Raw genomic sequence first — 19,443 nt, 5'->3', positions numbered from 1 at the left:
AATGATTACTTTAATGTTGCTGCGTGAGCCATTCCTAGCTTCGCATTTGACATTTGAGCACCACTCCAGAAAGGAACTGCTTTATCAGCAAATACTTTCATAGAGTCATAAACTTCTTTGAAAAATGCATTTTTTTCAGCATTTTTGTTCAAAGTTGCTTTAGCAGCTGCCATATACTCAGTGAAGTAGTCAGATGGAGTATCTTCTAAAATCACTCCATGTTTTGTTGTAAGTTCTTGTAAAGCTTCCCCATTTGATAAAATTCTATAACTTAAAGATTTTATCAAAGACGCATCCGCAGCAACTTCAAGAGACTTCTTCTCATGTGCAGTCATAGCATCATACGTTTTTCCAGTAATATAAAAGTCAGCATTTACCACTACTTGGTGTAAACCTTGTAAGTAATAGTGCTTTAAAACTTTTTGGAAACCAAATGTTAAGTCTGGTTTTGGACAACACCATTCAGCAGCATCAATAGTTCCTGCTTCTAAAGCTGGTAGAATATCTCCACCACCCATTGCAACAGATGCTATACCGATATCTTTATAAGTTTGTCCAGGAATACCTGGAGGTGTTCTAAATTTATACTTTCTAAAGTCAGCCATATCTTTAATTGGTTTTGGAAACCAACCTAAAGCTTCTGGTCCAACAGGTTGAAGCATAAATCCTTTAATGTCTCTGTTCATCTCTTTCCATAATTGATCATAAAGCGCTTTTCCACCGCCATATTGGAACCAAGATAGAAACGCTAAGTTGTCTATACCTATTCCGCCACCAGCTACTGGAGAACCAAATAGCATTGCAGCAGGGTGTTCACCTGACCAATAGTGAGTCCATGCAAATCCACAGTCAATCAAACCTTTGTCAACAGCATCTAGAGTTTCTTTAACTCCAACAACCGCTCCAGCAGGTAAGATTTCAAATTTAAGAGATCCACCAGTTAATTCAGTTACCGTATCAGTAAAGTCCTTTAACATTTTAACTTCGTCAGCTTTAGTGTTTAGAACTGTCTGACATTTTAGTGTTTTTGCAGCATTTGCATTTGAAATAAATCCAAATACCATAGCAACTGCAAATAACATTGAAATGATTTTTTTCATATCGTATTTCCCTCTCTTTATTTATAAAAACAAAAGCTTGTCAAAGAATGAAATCTAAAACAAGTGTTAATATTGGATTATTTTAATTTTTTTGTATACAGAAATGTTACAAATAAAAAAATTTTAATTTATAAGAGTTTAAAGTAATGGATAATTTTGATTATATTATAATTGGTGCAGGATCAGCTGGATGTGTTCTTGCTAACAGAATTTCATCTAATCCTAAGAATAAAGTCTTACTTTTAGAGGCAGGTGGTAAAGATACTAATCCGTGGATACATATTCCTGGAGGGTATTTTAAAACAATGCATAATCCTGAGACCGACTGGTGTTTTAACACAGAAGAAGAGCCATTCTGTGATAATAGAAAGATGACTTACCCAAGAGGAAAAACACTTGGGGGAAGCTCTTCTATTAATGGCATGCTTTATATTCGAGGGCAATCAAATGATTACAATTATTGGAGACAATTAGGAAATGTAGGATGGTCATGGGAGGATGTGCTTCCTTATTTTAAAAGATCTGAAGATTTTCAATTTGGAAAAAATGAATTTCATGGTTCTGGTGGACCTTTAAAGGTAGAAAAAATTAGATCTACATTCAAAGTTTTAGACTTATTTTTAGAAGCTGCAGAGGAATTTGGATATAAAAAAACTGATGATTTTAATAACGGTGATAATGAGGGCATGGGATATTTTCCTTTAACAGTAAAAAATGGTTTTAGATGTAGCACAGCAGTTGGATATTTAAATCCTGTAAAAAGTAGAAGTAATTTAAAAATTATAACTAAAGCTCATATAAAAAATATTGAATTTGAAAATAAAATTGCCAAAAGAGTAAAATTTTGGACCGGTGATAAGTTAAATACTGTTGAAGCAAATAGTGAAATCATTTTAAGTGCTGGTACTATTGGATCTCCACATATTCTTCAAGCTTCTGGTTTGGGGCCAGCTAAATTATTAAAAGATAACGGTATTGAAGTATTAATGGATAATAAAAATATAGGCCAAAACTTAACTGACCATCTAATGTTAAGACCTGTATATAAGATAAAAAATTTAGAAACATTAAATGATATTTATTATAGCTTTACTAAAAAAATATTTACTGGATTAAAATTTTTCTTAACTCGAACTGGTCCTCTTACAGTTGGTGCTAGTTATTTGTGTGGTTTCGTAAAGAGTGATCCACATTTAGAAACTCCTAACTTACAATTTCATGTTTCTCCTGCTAGTACAGATTTCTTAGGAAAATCATCATTACACAAATTTCCTGCTTTCACACCAACCATTACTAATGTAAGACCTACTAGCAGAGGATCTATTGAACTTAAATCCTCAGATACAAGAATTCCTCCAAAGATTAAAATGAATTATCTATCTACAGATGAAGATAGAGAAATAGCAGGTAAGTCTCTTAAAATAGTAAGAAAAATAGTTATGGAGTCCAAAGCCTATAAAGATTATGGACCAGAAGAATTAAGACCAGGTATAAATATTACTGACAATGAGCAGTTAGCTGTTGAAGCAGGGAAATATGCTAACACAATTTTCCATCCTGTCAGTACATGTAGAATGGGTAAAGATGAAAATGCAGTAGTATCTGATCAATTAAAAGTTCATGGAATAAAAAATCTAAGAGTGATTGATGCATCAGTAATGCCTTATATCACCTCAGGAAATACCAATGCTCCAACAATAATGATTGCGGAAAAAGGTGCTGACATGATACTACAGCAGTAATGTTTGCAGAATTTTTTACACCTGAACAAATAGCAATAGTAACTCAAATAATTCTTATTGATTTAGTTTTAGCGGGTGACAACGCAATAATAATTGGAATGGTTGCGTCTAAATTTCCAGTCGAACAAAGAAAAAAAGTAATTTTTTGGGGAATTGGTGGTGCTGTAATTTTAAGAATAATACTCACTTTACTTACAGCTTATCTGCTACAAATCACTGGTTTAAGATTAATTGGTGGATTGTTGTTACTTTATATTGTGTACAAGCTTTATGTAGACGTAATAAAAGGATCAGAATCAGAAGAGGATATAAAAGTAGATAGTTCAAGTTTTCTTAAAGCAATTTGGACTGTCTTACTGGCAGATTTTACAATGAGTTTAGATAATGTTTTGGGTGTTGCCGGTGCAGCTGGTGATCACTATGGACTTCTTGTATTTGGATTAATATTATCAATTGTTTTAATGGCAACTGCAGCAACTTTAATTTCTGGATGGATTAAAAAATATAGATGGATAGCTTGGCTTGGATTATTAGCTATTTTAATTGTAGCTGTTGAGTTGATTTACACAGATATTAAAATATTATTCTTTTAATGTATCTTCAAAAAATAAATCTAAAAAACAAATATGCTTTAGTTACAGGTGCAGGTAAAGGACTAGGAAGAGCATGTTCAATTGCTTTAGCTGAGGCAGGTGCAACCGTTATAGCTTTAAGCAGAACATCTTCGGATCTTAATAAATTAGAGAAGGATATCAAAAAAGTTAAAGGTAAAATTATTAAAGTTTCATGCGATGTAATAAATTATGAAGATTTAAAACAAAAATTAGATAAAATTAAAATTATTGATGTGTTAGTAAATAATGCTGGAACTAATATTCCAGAGCCTTTTGAAAAAATAAAACAAAAAAGCATGAATTATCTTGTGGATTTAAATCTTAAGGCAGCATTTAACGTAGCACAAATTGTTGTAAAAAAGATGCTCAAAAACAAAAAAAGACCTGGTTCAATTATAAATATGTCATCTCAACTTGGACATGTAGGTATGGAAGGTAGAAATGTTTACAACATGACAAAATTTGGGATTGAAGGATTGACTAAAGGAATGGGAGTAGAGTTAGCTAAAAAAAATATCAGAGTCAATACGGTAGCGCCTACTTTTGTTGAAACACCAATGGTTAAAAATTTTTTTAAAAATAAAAAATTCAAAAAGTTAGCCCTTGGAAATATTCCTATGGGAAAGGCAGCTACTGAAAGTGATGTTGCTACAACAGTTTGCTTTTTAGCATCCTCTGCATCTTCAATGATAACTGGAACATCAATAATTATAGATGGTGGATGGACAGCTCAATAATTTATAGATTTTTTTTTGTTTTTTTAATTTTTGTATCACCAGTAAAAGCTATTGAATTCCATGGTAAATTTCTACAAGGTCATTTTATATTAGGTAAAACTGATCCTAATGCTAAAATTTTGGTTGGAAAAAAAGAAGTAAAAGTTTCAAAAGATGGTTTTTTTGTATTTGGTATAGATCGAGATCAAAAATATGACTTAACATTCACAAAAATTATTAATGGAAAAAAACTATTAACTACAAAAAAAGTTTTAAAAAGAAAATATAATATACAAAGAATAGATGGTCTGGCAGAGAGTAAAGTTACCCCTCCCGAATCTGTTTATAAAAGAATTAAAAAAGAAAATAATGCAATTGGAGAAGCTAGAGCAATAAATTCTGATCTACAATTTTTTAAAGAAAAATTTATAATGCCAGTTGAAGGTATAATCAGTGGTGTTTATGGCAGTCAAAGAATTTTGAATGGTAAACCAAGATGGCCCCACTATGGAATAGACATTGCAGCTAAACAAGGAACGATGATTAAATCCTCTGGTTCAGGTATTGTTACTATGGCTGAAGATGATTTATATTATACAGGAGGTACGATTATAATGGACCATGGTCACGGAATATCAACGATATATTCTCATTTACAAAGTGTATTAGTCTCAGTTGGTGATCAAATTAATCAAGGAGATGTAATTGGAACCGTAGGATCTACAGGAAGATCAACTGGACCACACTTAGATTTTAGAATTAATTGGTTTCAAACACGGCTGGATCCAATGTCAGTGTTGAAATAAAAAAATTGATGTTTTTTTATAAAATTAAATATTTTTTAAAATTATTTTTAATAAATTTTACAATTTTATACTTACTGCTTTATTTAATTGAACTAGGAATCAACTTTAATAATAATAAACTATTCAAAAAAACAAGGCTCTATTATTTAAATATCCTTCAAGAAAAAAATCCAAATGATAAAATTTATCTAAATTTTGGAGTTTATAAATTATTAGATAAATCGAATAAAATACTACTATTATCAGGATATGAAGACTCAAAAATACTTTTATGTTTAGATGAAAAAAATAATCCTGTTTACTATTTTTCTGACCCAAATGGTTTTAATAATAAAATAAATAGTAGGAACGATTATTTATTAGTAGGCGATTCATATGTTCAAGGTATGTGTGTTCAAAATGAAAATAATCTAAATGCTCAATTTAAGAAATTTTCTTATCAAACTAATAGCTTAGGAGTTGGTGGAAACGGTCCATTACTTGAATTAGCAACATTTAAAGAATATAGAGATCAGTATAATTATGATCATGTAATATTATTTATCACACCAAGTAACGATTACTTAGATCTAAGTAAAGAAATTAAAAATGATATATTATTGAATTACCTGAATGAAGAAAACTTTATTCAAAATCTAAATAATGAAAAAAATAAAAAAATCAAAGTATCAATCTTAGACTCTTTTTTTGGTGATAAAGCCCAAAGATTTTTAAATGATTCTTTAAGCGTTTATCATTTAAACTTAAAGTCATTATTAAATTCTATTGAAGATTTATTTAAAAACAAAAAAAATTTAAAAAAAAATTTTGATTATCTTTTTAATAAAGAGATAGATATTATTTTTATAAAGGTATTAGATCAATTTATAAATTCATTAGAGAAAGAGAAAAAAAAACTTTACGTTGTTTTTAATTCTGTAAACCCAGATATTCTGTTTCCCAAATCCAAAGATGGTCAATATTTAAAAAATTTATTATTAAACGAAAAACTAAATAAATTAAAAAATTATTTAAATAATAGAAAAATATCTTACTTTGACTTTAACAAATATATTTTAAATAAATATAATGAAAAAAATATTTCAACCATGTTTAAAAGAATAGATGGTCACTGGGATCATTACACTGAAAAAGGTTTTTATGAAATTTCAGAACAAATTCATTTAAATTTATTAAAAAATTAATTTAATTGAAAAAGATAATTAAAATATATAGTTTAAATTTCCGATCTTGCTTTTAAACGTTCATAGATCAATCTAGCTCTAACACCTAAACTTAAAATTGGATCAGGAGGAAGCCATGTAGGTTTATTTCTCGCTTCTATAGTTCTTATCTCATTTGTATTTTCATTACATGCTTTAATCGCAATTTGTTCCCCAAACAAAATACCAACTCCAATACCTGAGCCATTATAACAGCCTGCAGCAAATATATTTTCGTCTATTTTTTCAAAAATTTGTGAACTATTTCTTGTTCTTGAAACAATTCCTGACCAGGAAGATTGAATAATATCATCAGGTAATTCAGGAAATCTTTTTTTAATTCCAATCTTTTGTTTTAATGATCTTTTATTTAATTCAGTTTTGGACATTTGATAAGGATTATAAACTTCTGCGGTATTTCTAATTAAAATTCTTCTATTTTTCGTCATTCTTATAGTGGCTCCCATTGGTCTAACAGGTAAAACACCCCATTCTTTAGGCTTACCAAGAGATAAAAATTCTTCATCTGATAAAGGTCTGGTCATACTAGCTGTTAAAGTAATGGGAAAATTATAATTTGATTTTATTCCTAAAGACTTCAAAAATGCGTTTGTAGCAAAAATAATTTTTTTAGTTTTAATTGAACCATTTATAAATTTACAAATCACAGCATCATTTTTCTTTTTCCAGTCTAATAATAAGGAATTTTCATAAAGATTTACATTTTCTGGCAATGTATCAATCATAGCTCTGACCAATTTACCCGGATGCAATAAAATCCCTCCCTTTGTATAAAGAGCAATATTGTAAAAATTTGTACCCAATCTTCTTCTAAGTTCTTTGCTTGATAGCAAATTATGCTCAAAACCTAATTTTAATAAAGTGTTTGAAAAATTTTCTAATATTTTTTTATCTTCTTGCTTTGATGATGCAAAAAATTTTCCACATTCATTCCAATCACAATCTACCTGATATTCTTTAATAAATTTCTCAACAGACTCTATACCTAATTTATAAATATCTGTTTTTTTTTTATAATTATCTAATTCTTTATTAGAGGTAAAACCATCATTAAGCGTTGTATCAACTAAATAACCTGAGTTTCTTGAGCTTGCACCCTCTCCAGCGAGTTGAGCATCAACAATTATAATTTGCTGATCAGAATGTAATTCACCTAATTTTCTTGCCGCTGATAAACCAGTATAACCTGCTCCAATAATCAACCATTCACAATTTATATTTTTTTTTAATACATTAATTTTAGTTCTAATATCTAAATCATTAATCCATCCACAAGTATTGTCGTTTAATATATTCATTTATTTATTAATATAATGACTCATTTAAAATATTTGCAATTTTCTTATGACCTGAGCTATTGGGATGATCGTCAATTATAAAAAAATCTGATTTCTTTAAATTTACTAGAATATATTTAATTTTATCGCTTTTTTTTGGAAAATTTATAATTTCTTGCCAAGGCTGCTTTATAAAAACAACTACTATTTTTTTTTGTTTTAAATCAAAATTACTAAATAATAATCTTTCTAAGTATTCTTTATGAACATTAAAATTATACTTTTCTAAATTTTTATATTTAAATAAAATATCAATTAAATCAGAAAAAAATAATCTAATTGAGGTTTTATAATTTTTTAAAATAAACTTTAAATTGTTTTTAAAAGTATTATTTTTTGAAAATATTTCAGTATATTCATCCTTTGAATAAGATTTTCCTGAATCTAAATTTATATTTTCATCTAAATCATTAGGATGATATTGAATAATTATAGTATCTGTGTCTTTGTAGAATGGACTTAGTTTTAATCTTTTTATTTCTCTGACTGTACCATAACTAGAAACCCCCATATTATAGACCTTTCTTTTTGAAAGTTCTTCCAGATGAAAGGAAAAGGTTTCATTATCATTTACACCCCAACCCATTGCTATTGAGTCCCCAATTACAATAATTGGATTTTTTTTGTCAATTTCTGAGTTTTTAATAAAATGACTTCTATTAAATTTTGTAAAATTTAAAGTTGTTTTAAATTCAGGATTTGAAAACTGACATATTCCTTCTTTAGGTTTATACAATAAATCTTTATCATAAACGGCACAATCCTTATTATTTTGCCATATATTTCTTTGTCCACGAAAATAAATTTTTTTCTGAATACTTTTGATCCAAAATAAATCATAAGTCTTTCCAAAAATTAAAGAAACATAACTAAAAGTAAATACAATTAATGCTAAAATTAAAAAATTTAAAGTTGTTAAAATTATATAAAATAAAATTTTTTTAGTTATTTGATGAAACATTATAATTAATAAATTTTTTTAAAAAAATCCTTGCAAACTCTGAAGCTGCAAACACTAACAAATGGCTGCCTTGAATTGAATAATATTTTTGAAATTTTTTGTTACTAACATTCATATTAATCTAATTCAAAACCTTTAGAGTAATCTTTCAATAAATTCTTATTTTGATTTTTCTTATCTAAAATACAATTTCCAATTACTAAATAGTCTAATTCTGTACCCATAAAACATTTAAATGCATCTTGTGGGGTATTTACAATTGGTTCCCCTCTAACATTAAATGAAGTATTTACAATTACTGGACAACTTGTTATTTTTTTAAATTTATTTATTAAATCATAATATCTTTTATTAGTTTCCTTTAATACAGTTTGAATTCTTGCAGAATAATCTACATGTGTAACAGCAGGGATATCTGACCTTTTTACATTTAATTTATCTATTCCGAATAATTTTTTTTGTTCGTCACTCATTTCGATTTTTTTATTTGATTTTATATCAGCAACTAAAAGCATGTATGGACTATCAACTTTTAAATTGAACCAATCCTCTAAATCTTCTCTTAATATCGAAGGCGCAAATGGTCTAAAGCTTTCTCTGTATTTTACTTTGAGATTTAAATTTTTTTGCATTTTATCTGATCTTGGATCACCTAATATTGATCTACAACCTAAGGCTCTCGGTCCAAATTCCATTCTTCCCTGAAACCATCCAATAGCTTTTTCTTTAGACAAATAATCTGCAGTTTTATCAATTAACTGTTCGTAATCTAAAGTTTCAAATATTGCTCCAATTGAATTTAATTCTTTTTCAATTTGTCCTTGATCAAATTCACATCCTAAATAGGACCCTTTCATATCATCACTAACGTTCACTGTCCTTTTATTTCCTTGTTCTATATACCAAAGAGCTAAAGCTGCTCCTAAAGACCCACCAGCGTCACCTGCCGCTGGTTGAATCCAAATATTTTCAAAGATTTTTTCTTTAAGAATTTTTCCATTAGCAACACAATTCAAAGCAACACCACCTGCTAAACAAAGATTTTTTATTTTATACTCTCTTTGAATTGATTTTGCTAATTTAATCATTATTTCCTCAGTTACTTTTTGTATAGATGCTGCAATATCCATATGAAATTGTAATATATTTTCATTTTCTGGATTTCGGGGTTTTTGTCCAAATAAATTATTAAATTTCTTATTAGTCATCGTTAGACCAGTTGCATAATTAAAATATGATTGGTCTAATCTAAAAGTTCCATCATCTTTTATATCAATTAATTTTTTGATTTTTTCCTCATAGATTGGATTTCCGTATGGAGCTAAACCCATAAGTTTATATTCACCACTATTTACTTTAAATCCTGTATAATATGTGAAAGCAGAATAAAGTAGGCCAAGTGAATGCGGAAAATGTATTTCTTTTTTAATTTCTAAACTATTATTTTTGCCGATAGCTATTGTTGTTGTGGCCCACTCACCTACACCATCTGCAGTCAAGACAATGGCCTCCTCAAAAGGAGATGGAAAAAACGCACTTGCCGCATGACTTAAGTGATGATCAGAAAAAAAAATATTTTGATCAGATTTATAATCTAAATCGTGCTCTTTTAATTTATTAAATAAAAGATTTTTTTGAAAAAGTTTTTCTTTAATCCATAAAGGCATAGCTTTAGCAAATGATACAAAACCTTTTGGTGCAAAAGCTACATATGTTTCTAGTAATCTCTCAAATTTTAAAAAAGGTTTTTCAAAAAAAACTATTTGGTCTACCTCACTTAATTTTAATTCTGCATATTCTAAAACAAATTTTATTGCGTTATGAGGATAACTTGAGTCGTGTTTTTTTCTTGTAAATCTTTCTTCCTGTGCTGCTGCAACAATTTTTCCATCTTTCAATATACATGCTGCACTATCGTGATAAAATGCAGAAATACCTAGTATTGAAGCCACTTTAAAAAATAGTATAAATAAATGGTGCTACAGCTGAACCTTGTGTTAATACAATTAATCCACCAAATAAAACTAGTACAATTATTATTGGTAGAAGCCAATATTTTTTTCTTACTTTTAAAAATTCCCAAAATTCTATTATAAAACTCATTTTTAAAATTGATTCTTCATTTTACTTTTCGGGCCAACTTTTTCAATCCAATACGAATTTTTTTTTTTATTTAATTTAAGATTTAGAACATCTTTTCCAAATAGCCTCATTAGCAAGCCTATTGGTGTTACAACCAAAAAAAATATTACTCCCATAATAATTGGTGAAATAATTTTTCCTAAAAATAGTCCAAATTTAAACCATAACTTATTTAAAGGTGTTAATATTTTAGAATTTAATAGCCCTAATAATAAGAATAAAGATGAAATTACCAGAGACCATATCCTTAATTCTCCTTGATTTATAAGAGGATAAATAGCAATTAATAAAAAAACAATAAAAAAAACTACTCCAAAACTTCTATTTGAACTTAATTTAATGTCATCCATTTAAAGATTTTTGAGGTTTCATATCTGCTATATTAATTCCAGCAACTTTAACTGGTTTCTTCATAGCATCTCTTCTAAAAGGTTCACCAAGTTCTTGGTTCAAAATTACTTCTATAAAGGTTGTAATTCCACTCTTTTGATCCTCACAAGATTTCTTTATAGCATTTGTAGTTTCTTCCATTGTTCGAACTGTTACACCTTTTAAACCACAAGCGTCAGCAACTTTAGCGTAACTTAATTCTGGGTCTAGCTCTGTACCAACAAAATTATTATCAAACCACAGTGTTGTGTTTCTTTTTTCTGCACCCCATTGATAATTTCTGAAAATAACCATTGTTATTGCGGGCCATTCTTCTCTTGCACATGAGCTCATTTCATTCATACTTATTCCAAAAGCACCATCACCAGCAAATCCAATAACAGGAGTATCTGGGCAACCAATTTTTGCTCCCAATATTGATGGAAATCCATAACCACAAGGACCAAATAAACCTGGCGCTAAATATTTTCTTGGCTTTTCAAATGTTGGGTAAGCATTACCAATTGCACAATTGTTTCCAATATCACTTGATATAATTACATCATCAGGCATTCCTGCTTGAATTGCTCTCCAAGCTTGTCTAGGTGACATTCTATCTGCATCTCTTTCCCTAGCTTCTTTATTCCAAACTGTTCCTTCATCGTCATCTTCGTGATCTAAACTTGAAAGTTTTTGTAACCAAGCTGATTTAGTTTGATGAATTAAATCTTTTCTAGCTTGTCTATCAGTATCACCAGCGTTTGAGGATAATTTTTCTAAAATTTGTTCAGCAACTAATTTTGCATCACCACTTATTCCTACAGTAACTTTTTTAGTCAAACCTATTCTGTCAGGATTAATATCAACTTGAATAATGTTTGCATTCTTTGGCCAATAATCAATTCCATAACCAGGTAAAGTAGAAAATGGATTTAATCTAGTTCCCAAAGCTAATACCACGTCAGCTTTTGAAATTAATTCCATTGCAGCTTTTGACCCATTGTAACCTAGAGGACCAACAGCTAAAGGATGGCTTCCAGGGAAACTGTCATTATGTTGGTAGCCTGAACAAACAGGTGAATCTAATTTTTCTGCAAGTTTTTTTGTAGCTTCTATTGCTCCTCCAATAACAACACCCGCTCCAGATAATATAACAGGAAACTTTGCTTTAGATAGTAAGTCGGATGCTTTGGCTACTGCATCATTTCCTCCTCCTTGTCTTTCGAGCCTTACAATCGGAGGAAGATCAATATCAATTACTTGGCACCAATAATCTCTTGGGACGTTAATTTGTGCCGGTGCTGATCCTCTTATAGCTTTTTCTATAACTCTATTTAGTACTTCAGCCATTCTTGATGGATCTCTTACTTCTTCTTGATAACAAACCATGTCTTTGAATAAATTCATTTGCTCTACTTCTTGAAATCCACCTTGTCCCATTGTTTTGTTCGCTGCTTGCGGTGTAACTAATAAAAGAGGGGTATGATTCCAATAAGCTGTTTTAATTGGTGTAACTAATCCAGTAATTCCAGGTCCGTTCTGAGCAATGACCATTGACATTTTACCAGTAGCTCTTGTGTAACCATCAGCAATTAAACCACCGTTTGTTTCATGAGCAACATCCCAGAAAGTAATACCTGCATCTGGAAAAATATCTGAAATTGGCATAAAGGCTGAACCAATAATTCCAAACGCATGTTCAATACCGTGCATTTGTAAAACTTTTACAAAAGCTTCTTCTGTTGTCATTTTTGTCATAAAACTAGAACCTCTCTAAAATGTAATTGTACTATTTATAAAATTCCTTTGTTAATCTGTGCGATTAATATATAAGTTTTTACGAATTTCAAACAAACAAATCGACACGATATGGCAACAGATATAATCATACATGATAAAAAAGACAACGTGGGAGTAGTTGTTATTGAAAAAATCACTCCTAAACAGGACTGTGCTTGCTGGATAATGGAAGACGACAGTTCAACAAATATTCAATCCGTAGATGAAATACCTCTAGGTCATAAAATTGCAATGGTTGACCTTAAAGAGGGTGATACTATTTTAAAATATGGTCACGATATTGGTAAAGTTGTTAAATCAATCAAAAAAGGTGAACACGTACATGTTCACAATGTAAAAACAAAGAAGTGGTAATAGTATGGAAATCCCAAAGAGCTTTTTAGGTTATAAAAGAGAAAACGGCAGAGCCGGAACAAGAAATCATGTAATTATTTTGCCAGTTGATGACATTTCAAACGCATGTGCAGAGGCAGTTGCTAATAATATTAAAGGCACAATCGCTCTTCCTCATTCTTACGGAAGACTTCAGTTTGGTGCAGATTTAAAGCTTCATTTTAGAACAATGATAGGAACTGGCTGTAATCCAAATGTTGCGGCAGTAATTGTTATTGGTATTGAGCCAAAATGGACAAAAAAAATTGTAGATGGAATTGCCAAAACTGGAAAACCAGTTGAAGGATTTCATATTGAGCGTACAGGAGACATTGGCACAACAATGAAAGCATCAAAAAAAGCACAAGAATTTGTAATGTGGGCTTCAGAAAAACAAAGAGAAGAGTGCCCTGTGAGTGATTTATGGATTTCAGTTAAGTGTGGAGAGTCTGATACTACTTCAGGACTAGCCGCTAACCCAACTGTAGGAAACTTAATGGATAAACTTGAGCCATTAGGTGTTCACTTGTGCTTTGGTGAAACATCAGAGTTAACTGGTGCAGAACAAGTTTGTGCAACTAGAGGAGCTACTAAAGAGGCTTCTGAAAAATTTATGAAAACCTGGAGCTCTTATAATGATTTTATTTTAAAAGAAGCGACAGATGATCTTTCTGAAAGTCAACCAACAGCTGGAAATATAGCTGGGGGGCTTACAACAATTGAAGAAAAAGCTTTTGGTAATTTTCAAAAAATTGGAAATTGTAAATTTATTGATGTTCTTGAACCAGCTGAAGAACCAACTAAAGGAAAAGGTTTATATTTTATGGACACATCATCTGCTGCTGCAGAATGTGTAACACTCCAAGCTGCTGCTGGTTTTAATATTCATTTATTTCCAACTGGACAAGGTAATATTGTTGGAAATCCAATTGAACCTGTTGTTAAATTAACAGCTAATCCATTAACTGTAAGAGGTATGGGAGAGCATATTGATTGTGATGTTTCAAAAATTCTTTCAAGAGAAATGAATTTATCTGAAGCAGGTGATGAATTAATTAAAACTACACTAAGAGTAGCAAACGGTAGATTAACTTGTGCTGAAGCTTTAGGTCATAAAGAATTTGTTATGACTAAACTTTATAGAAGTGCTTAATTAACTTTAGTCTTTCATGAAATTTAAAAAATACCTGGTTGTATTACCAGGCATTATATTGGCATTTGTTCTTTATACTTTATCTCAAGGTTTCAATAATATTCTTGGTATTGAGCTATTAGGCTATGAAAAAAGCCCAATATCTACTGCAATGATTGCTATTTTATTAGGGATGTTTTTCGGAAATGTTTTTCAAATTAGAGAAAGTTTTTTAAAAGGATTAGATTTTACACAAAAATATATTCTAAAACTAGGTATTATTTGTTTAGGTATTCAATTGAAGCCATTTGAATTTTTAGAATTTGGAGCAATAGCAATTCCATTAATTATAATCTGTATAATCAGTGTGTTAATAGTAATTAAACTTCTTATTAAAAAATTAAAAATACCAACAAGAATGGCTTACTTAATATCAATAGGCAGCACTGTTTGTGGCACTACAGCAATTATGGCTACTGCTCCTGTTATTGGTGCAAAAAAAAACGAGGTGTCGTATGCAATTGCTAATATTACATTGTTTGGAATACTTTCGATGCTTATTTATCCCTATTTTGCTAACTTTTATTTTGAAAGTGAGCCATTATTAATAGGATTATTTCTGGGAACATCTATCCATGAAACCTCTCAAGTTGCAGCTGCAGGATTAATTTATGACCAGCAGTTTAATAGTCCTGAAACTTTAAATATCGCAACAGTGACAAAATTAATAAGGAATACCTTTTTGATTATCATGATCCCTTTATTTGCGTTTCTTTATAATCGAGGAAAAACTAAAGAAAAGAAATACTCAATAATAGATTTTTTTCCTTACTTTGTATTAGGTTTTGTAGCCATGATAATAATAAGAAATTTAGGTGATCTAATGTACTCAAATAATTACAAATGGTTGGTTACAATTGAAGGTATTCAATTATCCTCAAAAATATTTTTAACAATGGCGATGGCAGCAATAGGTCTTTCCACTAACTTAAAAGAAATTAAAAATATGGGTTATAAACCATTTGTTTTTGGTTTTATAAGTATGGCAACTGTCGGTTTTGTTAGTATTACAACTATAGAATTATATCTAAATTATTTTAATTAGGATTTAACTAATAATTTTTTTCTTAAATTTGAAATAAATCGTCTTATAAAAGCAGCTCCAACACCTAAAATAATTGCAAACATAATTGTAAATAGTCCATAAAAGAAAGACATCTCTTTAGAAAAATCAATTATAAATTCAGAAAAGAAGTTTAAATCTGAACTAGTGGCTTTAGCAGTTCCATTTATAATTTTTTCTGCAAAAAATGTATCGTATGCTATTGCTATACCCACTATCAGTAGTAAGATTGCTAATAAAGCTCTTAAACCAGAACTATCGATTCTTTCTCCTAATTTTTGACCAACTTGAACTCCTATTATAGATCCTACAACCAACATAAGAACTAAAAATAAATCTATAGATCCATAATTAAATGAATGAAGAAAAGTAACCACCACACTTACAAAAATTGTTACAAATAAAGACGTACCAGGAACTAATTTAGTAGGCATTTTAATTATATAAATCATTGCAGGAACTAAAATAAAAGCACCTCCGATTCCCATAATAGCTGCAATAAATCCAACTAATAAACCAATTATAATTGGCGTAAAAATGCTCTCATATAATTTTGACTTTGGAAATCTCATTCTTAATGGAAGACCATGTATCCAATAATGAACATGTAATTTTTTTTTAACTACTACGTTTCTTTTTGCTTTATCTATTTCACCCAAACTCTCAACTAACATTAATGTTCCAATTATTGCTAATATATACATATAAGCTAAAGAGATTACTGTATCAATTTTTCCAATACCCTTAAAATACGTAAAAGTGTAAATTCCTAAAGAAGTTCCAATTACACCTCCAATCACAATCATTGAGCCCATTTTATAATCTAAAGTATTTTTTAAATAATGTGTTGTAGATCCAGAAACTGAAGTAGCTAAAATATTATTTGCTTCATTTGCAACTGCATATGCAGGAGGTATTCCTAAAAAAATTAGAAAAGGTGTCATTAAAAACCCACCGCCAACACCAAATAAACCTGAAAGCACTCCAACAATAGCGCTTAATAAAAGTATCTCAATAGGGTTAACAAAAACTTGAGCTATCGGTAAAAATACTTCCATAAAAAATTTAAAAGTTGTTAAAAAACAACTTAGTTAAAAGTGATAAAAGTTCCAACTAAAATCACTCCCCAGTAAGCTGTTAAGCTTGCTATAATTCCTGCCTTAATAAATGTAGTTTTAAAATTTGAGAGTTTATTGATAATTTTTACGTTAGAAAGTAACATTAAATTCGTCATTACACCCACAACGAAATTTGTCAAACAATTATTTGTTATTAAGCAATTTTCTTTGACTAGTAGATGGTGGCCCCAAAAACTTTAATTGAATCGTCCTCAACTCCTAACACCAACCTTCCAAGGAAATCTCCTGGGATCTCTTTATTTGTCTGTTTGATCAAAACAGTTATGTGATCTCCTCTTCTAAGACATCCAAAAGGTTCGAAGGTCTCTCTAAGATTAGTGATAAGCTTATTATTAGCCCACTGTTTACCAAGTTCTACTTCGTTAGCTCCAAAAAGCATTTGAGTAGAGAAATCTTTAGTAAACCCACCATAATCTTTAAGATTAGATGATTTAACCAAATTATCCCAAATAGGTTTGGCTAATTCATATATTTCATCATCTGATTTAGATAAAATATCCATTTAATTTAATTAAATTATCTACTACGAAGCTTTTTTCTTCTCGTTTTCATCCACTATATGGTAGACAGGAACTTTCTCCATACTAAACTTACCAGTCTTAGGGTCTCTTCTAGAAACTGTCAAACAATGCCAATTATCATCATCAAGTTTCATATGATCGCCTCTATAATAATATCCAGGCCATCTAGTTTCTTCTCTAAACATAGTATGTTCTGTTACACACTGAGATGTCAAAGCTCTGTGTTTAAGTTCCCATGCCCTCATAAGCTGGTGATAATCCTCAGCTCCCACGTTTTCAAGATCCTCCTCAAGCCAAGCTAACAACTCTAATCCTCTTTTTAGCATATTAGCATTAGTCATATAGTTTGTAGCTATTCCACCTACATATTCATCCATTATTCTTTGTAAACGTTGTAAGCCTTGAATAGGTGAAATATAGCTTGGAGATACAGTTCCTCCAGTAATCTCATTTTGAGCAACTGTGTAATTTTCTAAAGGTTTGTAAACTTTAACTTTGAAATCTTCACATTGTTTATCTGATACTTTTAAACCCTCAGCTTTTTTGTCTTCAATATATTTTACAGCCGCTTTTGCTGCTAATCTACCTTCGGTAAATGAGCCTGACGAAAATTTGTGAGCACTTCCACCCACAGTATCACCTGCCCCAAATAATCCATCAATTGTTAACATTCTATTATAACCCCAGAAATACTCCGGTGGAGACAAGTCTTCTGGTCCACTTACCCAAGCTCCAGAACAAGTAGCATGTGAACCCATTACGTATGGTTCGGACGTTGTTAATTCAGGATTTGTATATTTCGGGTCAATATTTTGAGATGCCCAAACAACAGCTTGACCTACTGTCATTCCTAAGAAATTCTCCCAACCAACAGTTTCTAAATGTGGGTCTTGAAAAGCCTCAGTAGTAACCATATGGATTGGTCCACCACCTGCCATTGTTTCTTGAATAAATGCATGATTTCTTAAACACGTAGGTGTTGGATGGTGATCTATATATTCACCTACTAATTCCTTAGTCTGATCGTACCATTTCTTCTCATAGTTTTCACCATTTGCATTTTGTGTATATGTTTTTAAATGTAAGAAGTAAGCACCAACAGGTCCATATCCATCTTTAAATCTACATAACACAATTCTATTTTCCATCTGAGTCATTTTAGCACCAGCTGCAATTGGTAATGCATATGCTGAACCATTACTCCAAGGAGCATACCAAGTTCTTCCCATACCTTCTCCAACAGCTCTAGGCTTAAATATGTGTGAAGCTCCTCCTGCTGCAACAATTACAGCCTTTGCTCTAAATACATGGAAATCACCTGTTCTCATATTAAATCCAACAGCTCCACCCACTCTATTCTCTTGAGCCTCATCCATTAGAAGATGAGTAATCATAATTCTATTATAAATTTTGTCTGCAGATTTTTTTGCTGCTTCTGCAACAATTGGCTTATAACTTTCACCGTGGATCATTATCTGCCACTTACCTTCTCTTAGATATCTTCCAGTTTCTTGATTTTTCATCATAGGAAGACCCCATTCATCAAACATATGAACAGTTGAGTCTACATGACGAGCCATGTCATACCCTAAATCTTCTCTAACCATTCCCATCAAATCATTTCTTGCGTATCTGACATGATCTTCAGGTTGATTTTCACCCCACTGCATGCCCATGTAACAGTTAATTGCATAAAGACCTTGAGCTACCGCCCCACTTCTGTCTATGTTTGCTTTTTCAACACAAACGATTTTCATATCTCTACCCCAGTGCCTTGCTTCGAAAGTTGCGCCAGTGCCGGCCATTCCTCCACCAACAACTAATACATCACAGTCTTCGTAATGAGTTTTGTGCTTAGCCATTAGTAATAAACTCCTTTTTTAAAAGATTCTTTTGGAACTGCAGGAAGCTCACCATCGATATTTAGTCCTTCAGGTTCAGTATAAAGTCTTTGTGAATTTAATTCTCCTTGTTTTACTTTTTCACCATCTGCAAGTTTAGGAATAAATTTTCCCCATGGTTTTGTTGTTATTGGTGAAACAAAGTCTTTTGTTGTTCCATTTCTAAATTTTATTTTCCAAGAAATAGTTCCTTTTTCTTCTTCACGTCTTACTCTAACGCTATGTCCCATTGGAGCAAAATCTGCATAACCTCTTACGTCGATCGCATGATTTGGGCATGCTTTTACACATGAATAACATTCCCAACAAAAATTAGGTTCTATATTTTTCGCACGTCTTATATTTTCATCAATGTGCATTATATCAGATGGACAAATATCTACGCAGTGACCACATCCATCACATCTAGTCATATATACAAAAGTTGACATAATTTATTTTTTTT

Annotated in this window: 20 protein-coding genes; 8 read left to right on the top strand and 12 right to left on the bottom strand. The window is 30.6% G+C overall.

Going from position 1 to position 19,443, the window contains the following annotated elements; genetic code table 11:
* Window positions 1-5 precede the first annotated feature (5 nt).
* Complete coding sequence (locus ACTT9L_RS01355; protein ID WP_075485551.1) at window positions 6-1,100, bottom strand: TRAP transporter substrate-binding protein; 1,095 nt, start codon at window positions 1,098-1,100, stop codon at window positions 6-8.
* 146 nt (window positions 1,101-1,246) lie between these two features.
* Between ACTT9L_RS01355 and ACTT9L_RS01350 the strand changes: the two genes are divergently transcribed.
* Genes ACTT9L_RS01350 through ACTT9L_RS01330 form a run of 5 tightly spaced genes read left to right on the top strand, consistent with a single transcriptional unit; the run spans window position 1,247 to window position 6,162 of the window.
* Window positions 1,247-2,842, top strand: a complete 1,596-nt coding sequence (locus ACTT9L_RS01350; protein ID WP_440927582.1) for a GMC family oxidoreductase — start codon at window positions 1,247-1,249, stop codon at window positions 2,840-2,842.
* Complete coding sequence (locus tag ACTT9L_RS01345) at window positions 2,842-3,435, top strand: TerC family protein (RefSeq protein WP_440927581.1); 594 nt, start codon at window positions 2,842-2,844, stop codon at window positions 3,433-3,435. The genes ACTT9L_RS01350 and ACTT9L_RS01345 overlap by 1 nt, the downstream gene beginning before the upstream one ends.
* Entirely contained in the window at window positions 3,435-4,193 is a 759-nt protein-coding gene (locus ACTT9L_RS01340) for an SDR family NAD(P)-dependent oxidoreductase (RefSeq protein ID WP_440927580.1), read from the top strand. Before ACTT9L_RS01345 ends, ACTT9L_RS01340 begins: the two co-directional genes overlap by 1 nt.
* Window positions 4,178-4,978, top strand: a complete 801-nt coding sequence (locus tag ACTT9L_RS01335) for a M23 family metallopeptidase (RefSeq protein WP_440927579.1) — start codon at window positions 4,178-4,180, stop codon at window positions 4,976-4,978. Before ACTT9L_RS01340 ends, ACTT9L_RS01335 begins: the two co-directional genes overlap by 16 nt.
* An 8-nt stretch (window positions 4,979-4,986) precedes the next feature.
* Window positions 4,987-6,162: a hypothetical protein gene (locus ACTT9L_RS01330; protein ID WP_440927578.1), complete on the top strand. Its 1,176-nt coding sequence runs from the start codon at window positions 4,987-4,989 to the stop codon at window positions 6,160-6,162.
* 32 nt (window positions 6,163-6,194) lie between these two features.
* Here ACTT9L_RS01330 and ACTT9L_RS01325 read toward each other — a convergent pair whose 3' ends face one another.
* The 6 genes from ACTT9L_RS01325 to xsc form a co-directional block, all read right to left on the bottom strand.
* On the bottom strand, window positions 6,195-7,499 hold the full coding sequence (locus ACTT9L_RS01325) for an NAD(P)/FAD-dependent oxidoreductase (RefSeq protein ID WP_440927577.1): 1,305 nt from the start codon (window positions 7,497-7,499) through the stop codon (window positions 6,195-6,197).
* Between the two features lie 7 nt (window positions 7,500-7,506).
* On the bottom strand, window positions 7,507-8,499 hold the full coding sequence (locus tag ACTT9L_RS01320) for a hypothetical protein (RefSeq protein WP_440927576.1): 993 nt from the start codon (window positions 8,497-8,499) through the stop codon (window positions 7,507-7,509).
* Window positions 8,500-8,615: 116 nt separating this feature from the next.
* A complete protein-coding gene (locus ACTT9L_RS01315; protein ID WP_440927575.1) occupies window positions 8,616-10,451 on the bottom strand; it encodes a carbamoyltransferase family protein in 1,836 nt (611 codons plus the stop codon).
* A gap of 1 nt (window position 10,452) precedes the next feature.
* Complete coding sequence (locus ACTT9L_RS01310) at window positions 10,453-10,602, bottom strand: DUF5989 family protein (protein WP_440927574.1); 150 nt, start codon at window positions 10,600-10,602, stop codon at window positions 10,453-10,455.
* Between the two features lie 2 nt (window positions 10,603-10,604).
* Window positions 10,605-10,991 (bottom strand): SxtJ family membrane protein, encoded by a 387-nt coding sequence (locus ACTT9L_RS01305; protein ID WP_440927573.1) that lies wholly within the window; start codon window positions 10,989-10,991, stop codon window positions 10,605-10,607.
* Window positions 10,984-12,768 (bottom strand): sulfoacetaldehyde acetyltransferase, encoded by a 1,785-nt coding sequence (gene xsc / locus ACTT9L_RS01300; protein WP_440927572.1) that lies wholly within the window; start codon window positions 12,766-12,768, stop codon window positions 10,984-10,986. Before xsc ends, ACTT9L_RS01305 begins: the two co-directional genes overlap by 8 nt.
* Window positions 12,769-12,879: 111 nt before the next feature.
* Here xsc and ACTT9L_RS01295 point away from each other — a divergent pair, with 111 nt between their 5' ends.
* The 3 genes from ACTT9L_RS01295 to ACTT9L_RS01285 are packed head-to-tail and all read left to right on the top strand — an operon-like array spanning window position 12,880 to window position 15,419.
* The gene (locus ACTT9L_RS01295; RefSeq protein WP_075504801.1) at window positions 12,880-13,164 is read left to right on the top strand and encodes a UxaA family hydrolase; all 285 of its coding nucleotides are present in this window, start codon (window positions 12,880-12,882) and stop codon (window positions 13,162-13,164) included.
* Window positions 13,165-13,168: 4 nt separating this feature from the next.
* The gene (locus tag ACTT9L_RS01290; RefSeq protein ID WP_440927571.1) at window positions 13,169-14,335 is read left to right on the top strand and encodes a UxaA family hydrolase; all 1,167 of its coding nucleotides are present in this window, start codon (window positions 13,169-13,171) and stop codon (window positions 14,333-14,335) included.
* Between the two features lie 16 nt (window positions 14,336-14,351).
* The gene (locus ACTT9L_RS01285) at window positions 14,352-15,419 is read left to right on the top strand and encodes a YeiH family protein (RefSeq protein WP_440927570.1); all 1,068 of its coding nucleotides are present in this window, start codon (window positions 14,352-14,354) and stop codon (window positions 15,417-15,419) included.
* On the opposite strand, the gene ACTT9L_RS01280 is transcribed toward ACTT9L_RS01285, so the two are convergent.
* The 5 genes from ACTT9L_RS01280 to aprB form a co-directional block, all read right to left on the bottom strand.
* On the bottom strand, window positions 15,416-16,495 hold the full coding sequence (locus tag ACTT9L_RS01280) for a sulfite exporter TauE/SafE family protein (RefSeq protein WP_440927569.1): 1,080 nt from the start codon (window positions 16,493-16,495) through the stop codon (window positions 15,416-15,418). The genes ACTT9L_RS01285 and ACTT9L_RS01280 overlap by 4 nt on opposite strands.
* 29 nt (window positions 16,496-16,524) lie before the next feature.
* Entirely contained in the window at window positions 16,525-16,659 is a 135-nt protein-coding gene (locus ACTT9L_RS01275; protein ID WP_440927282.1) for a hypothetical protein, read from the bottom strand.
* Between the two features lie 68 nt (window positions 16,660-16,727).
* Complete coding sequence (locus ACTT9L_RS01270; RefSeq protein WP_440927568.1) at window positions 16,728-17,078, bottom strand: hypothetical protein; 351 nt, start codon at window positions 17,076-17,078, stop codon at window positions 16,728-16,730.
* A 21-nt stretch (window positions 17,079-17,099) separates the two neighbouring features.
* A complete protein-coding gene (gene aprA / locus ACTT9L_RS01265; RefSeq protein ID WP_440927567.1) occupies window positions 17,100-18,959 on the bottom strand; it encodes an adenylyl-sulfate reductase subunit alpha in 1,860 nt (619 codons plus the stop codon).
* On the bottom strand, window positions 18,959-19,429 hold the full coding sequence (gene aprB, locus ACTT9L_RS01260) for an adenylyl-sulfate reductase subunit beta (protein WP_440927566.1): 471 nt from the start codon (window positions 19,427-19,429) through the stop codon (window positions 18,959-18,961). Before aprB ends, aprA begins: the two co-directional genes overlap by 1 nt.
* Window positions 19,430-19,443: the final 14 nt, after the last annotated feature.

It is taken from the genome of Candidatus Pelagibacter sp. (genome assembly GCF_052049675.1).
Classification (GTDB): Bacteria; Pseudomonadota; Alphaproteobacteria; order Pelagibacterales; family Pelagibacteraceae; genus Pelagibacter.
The sequence above is the reverse complement of the archived record's forward strand: the minus strand, read 5'-3'. Positions and strand labels throughout refer to the sequence as shown.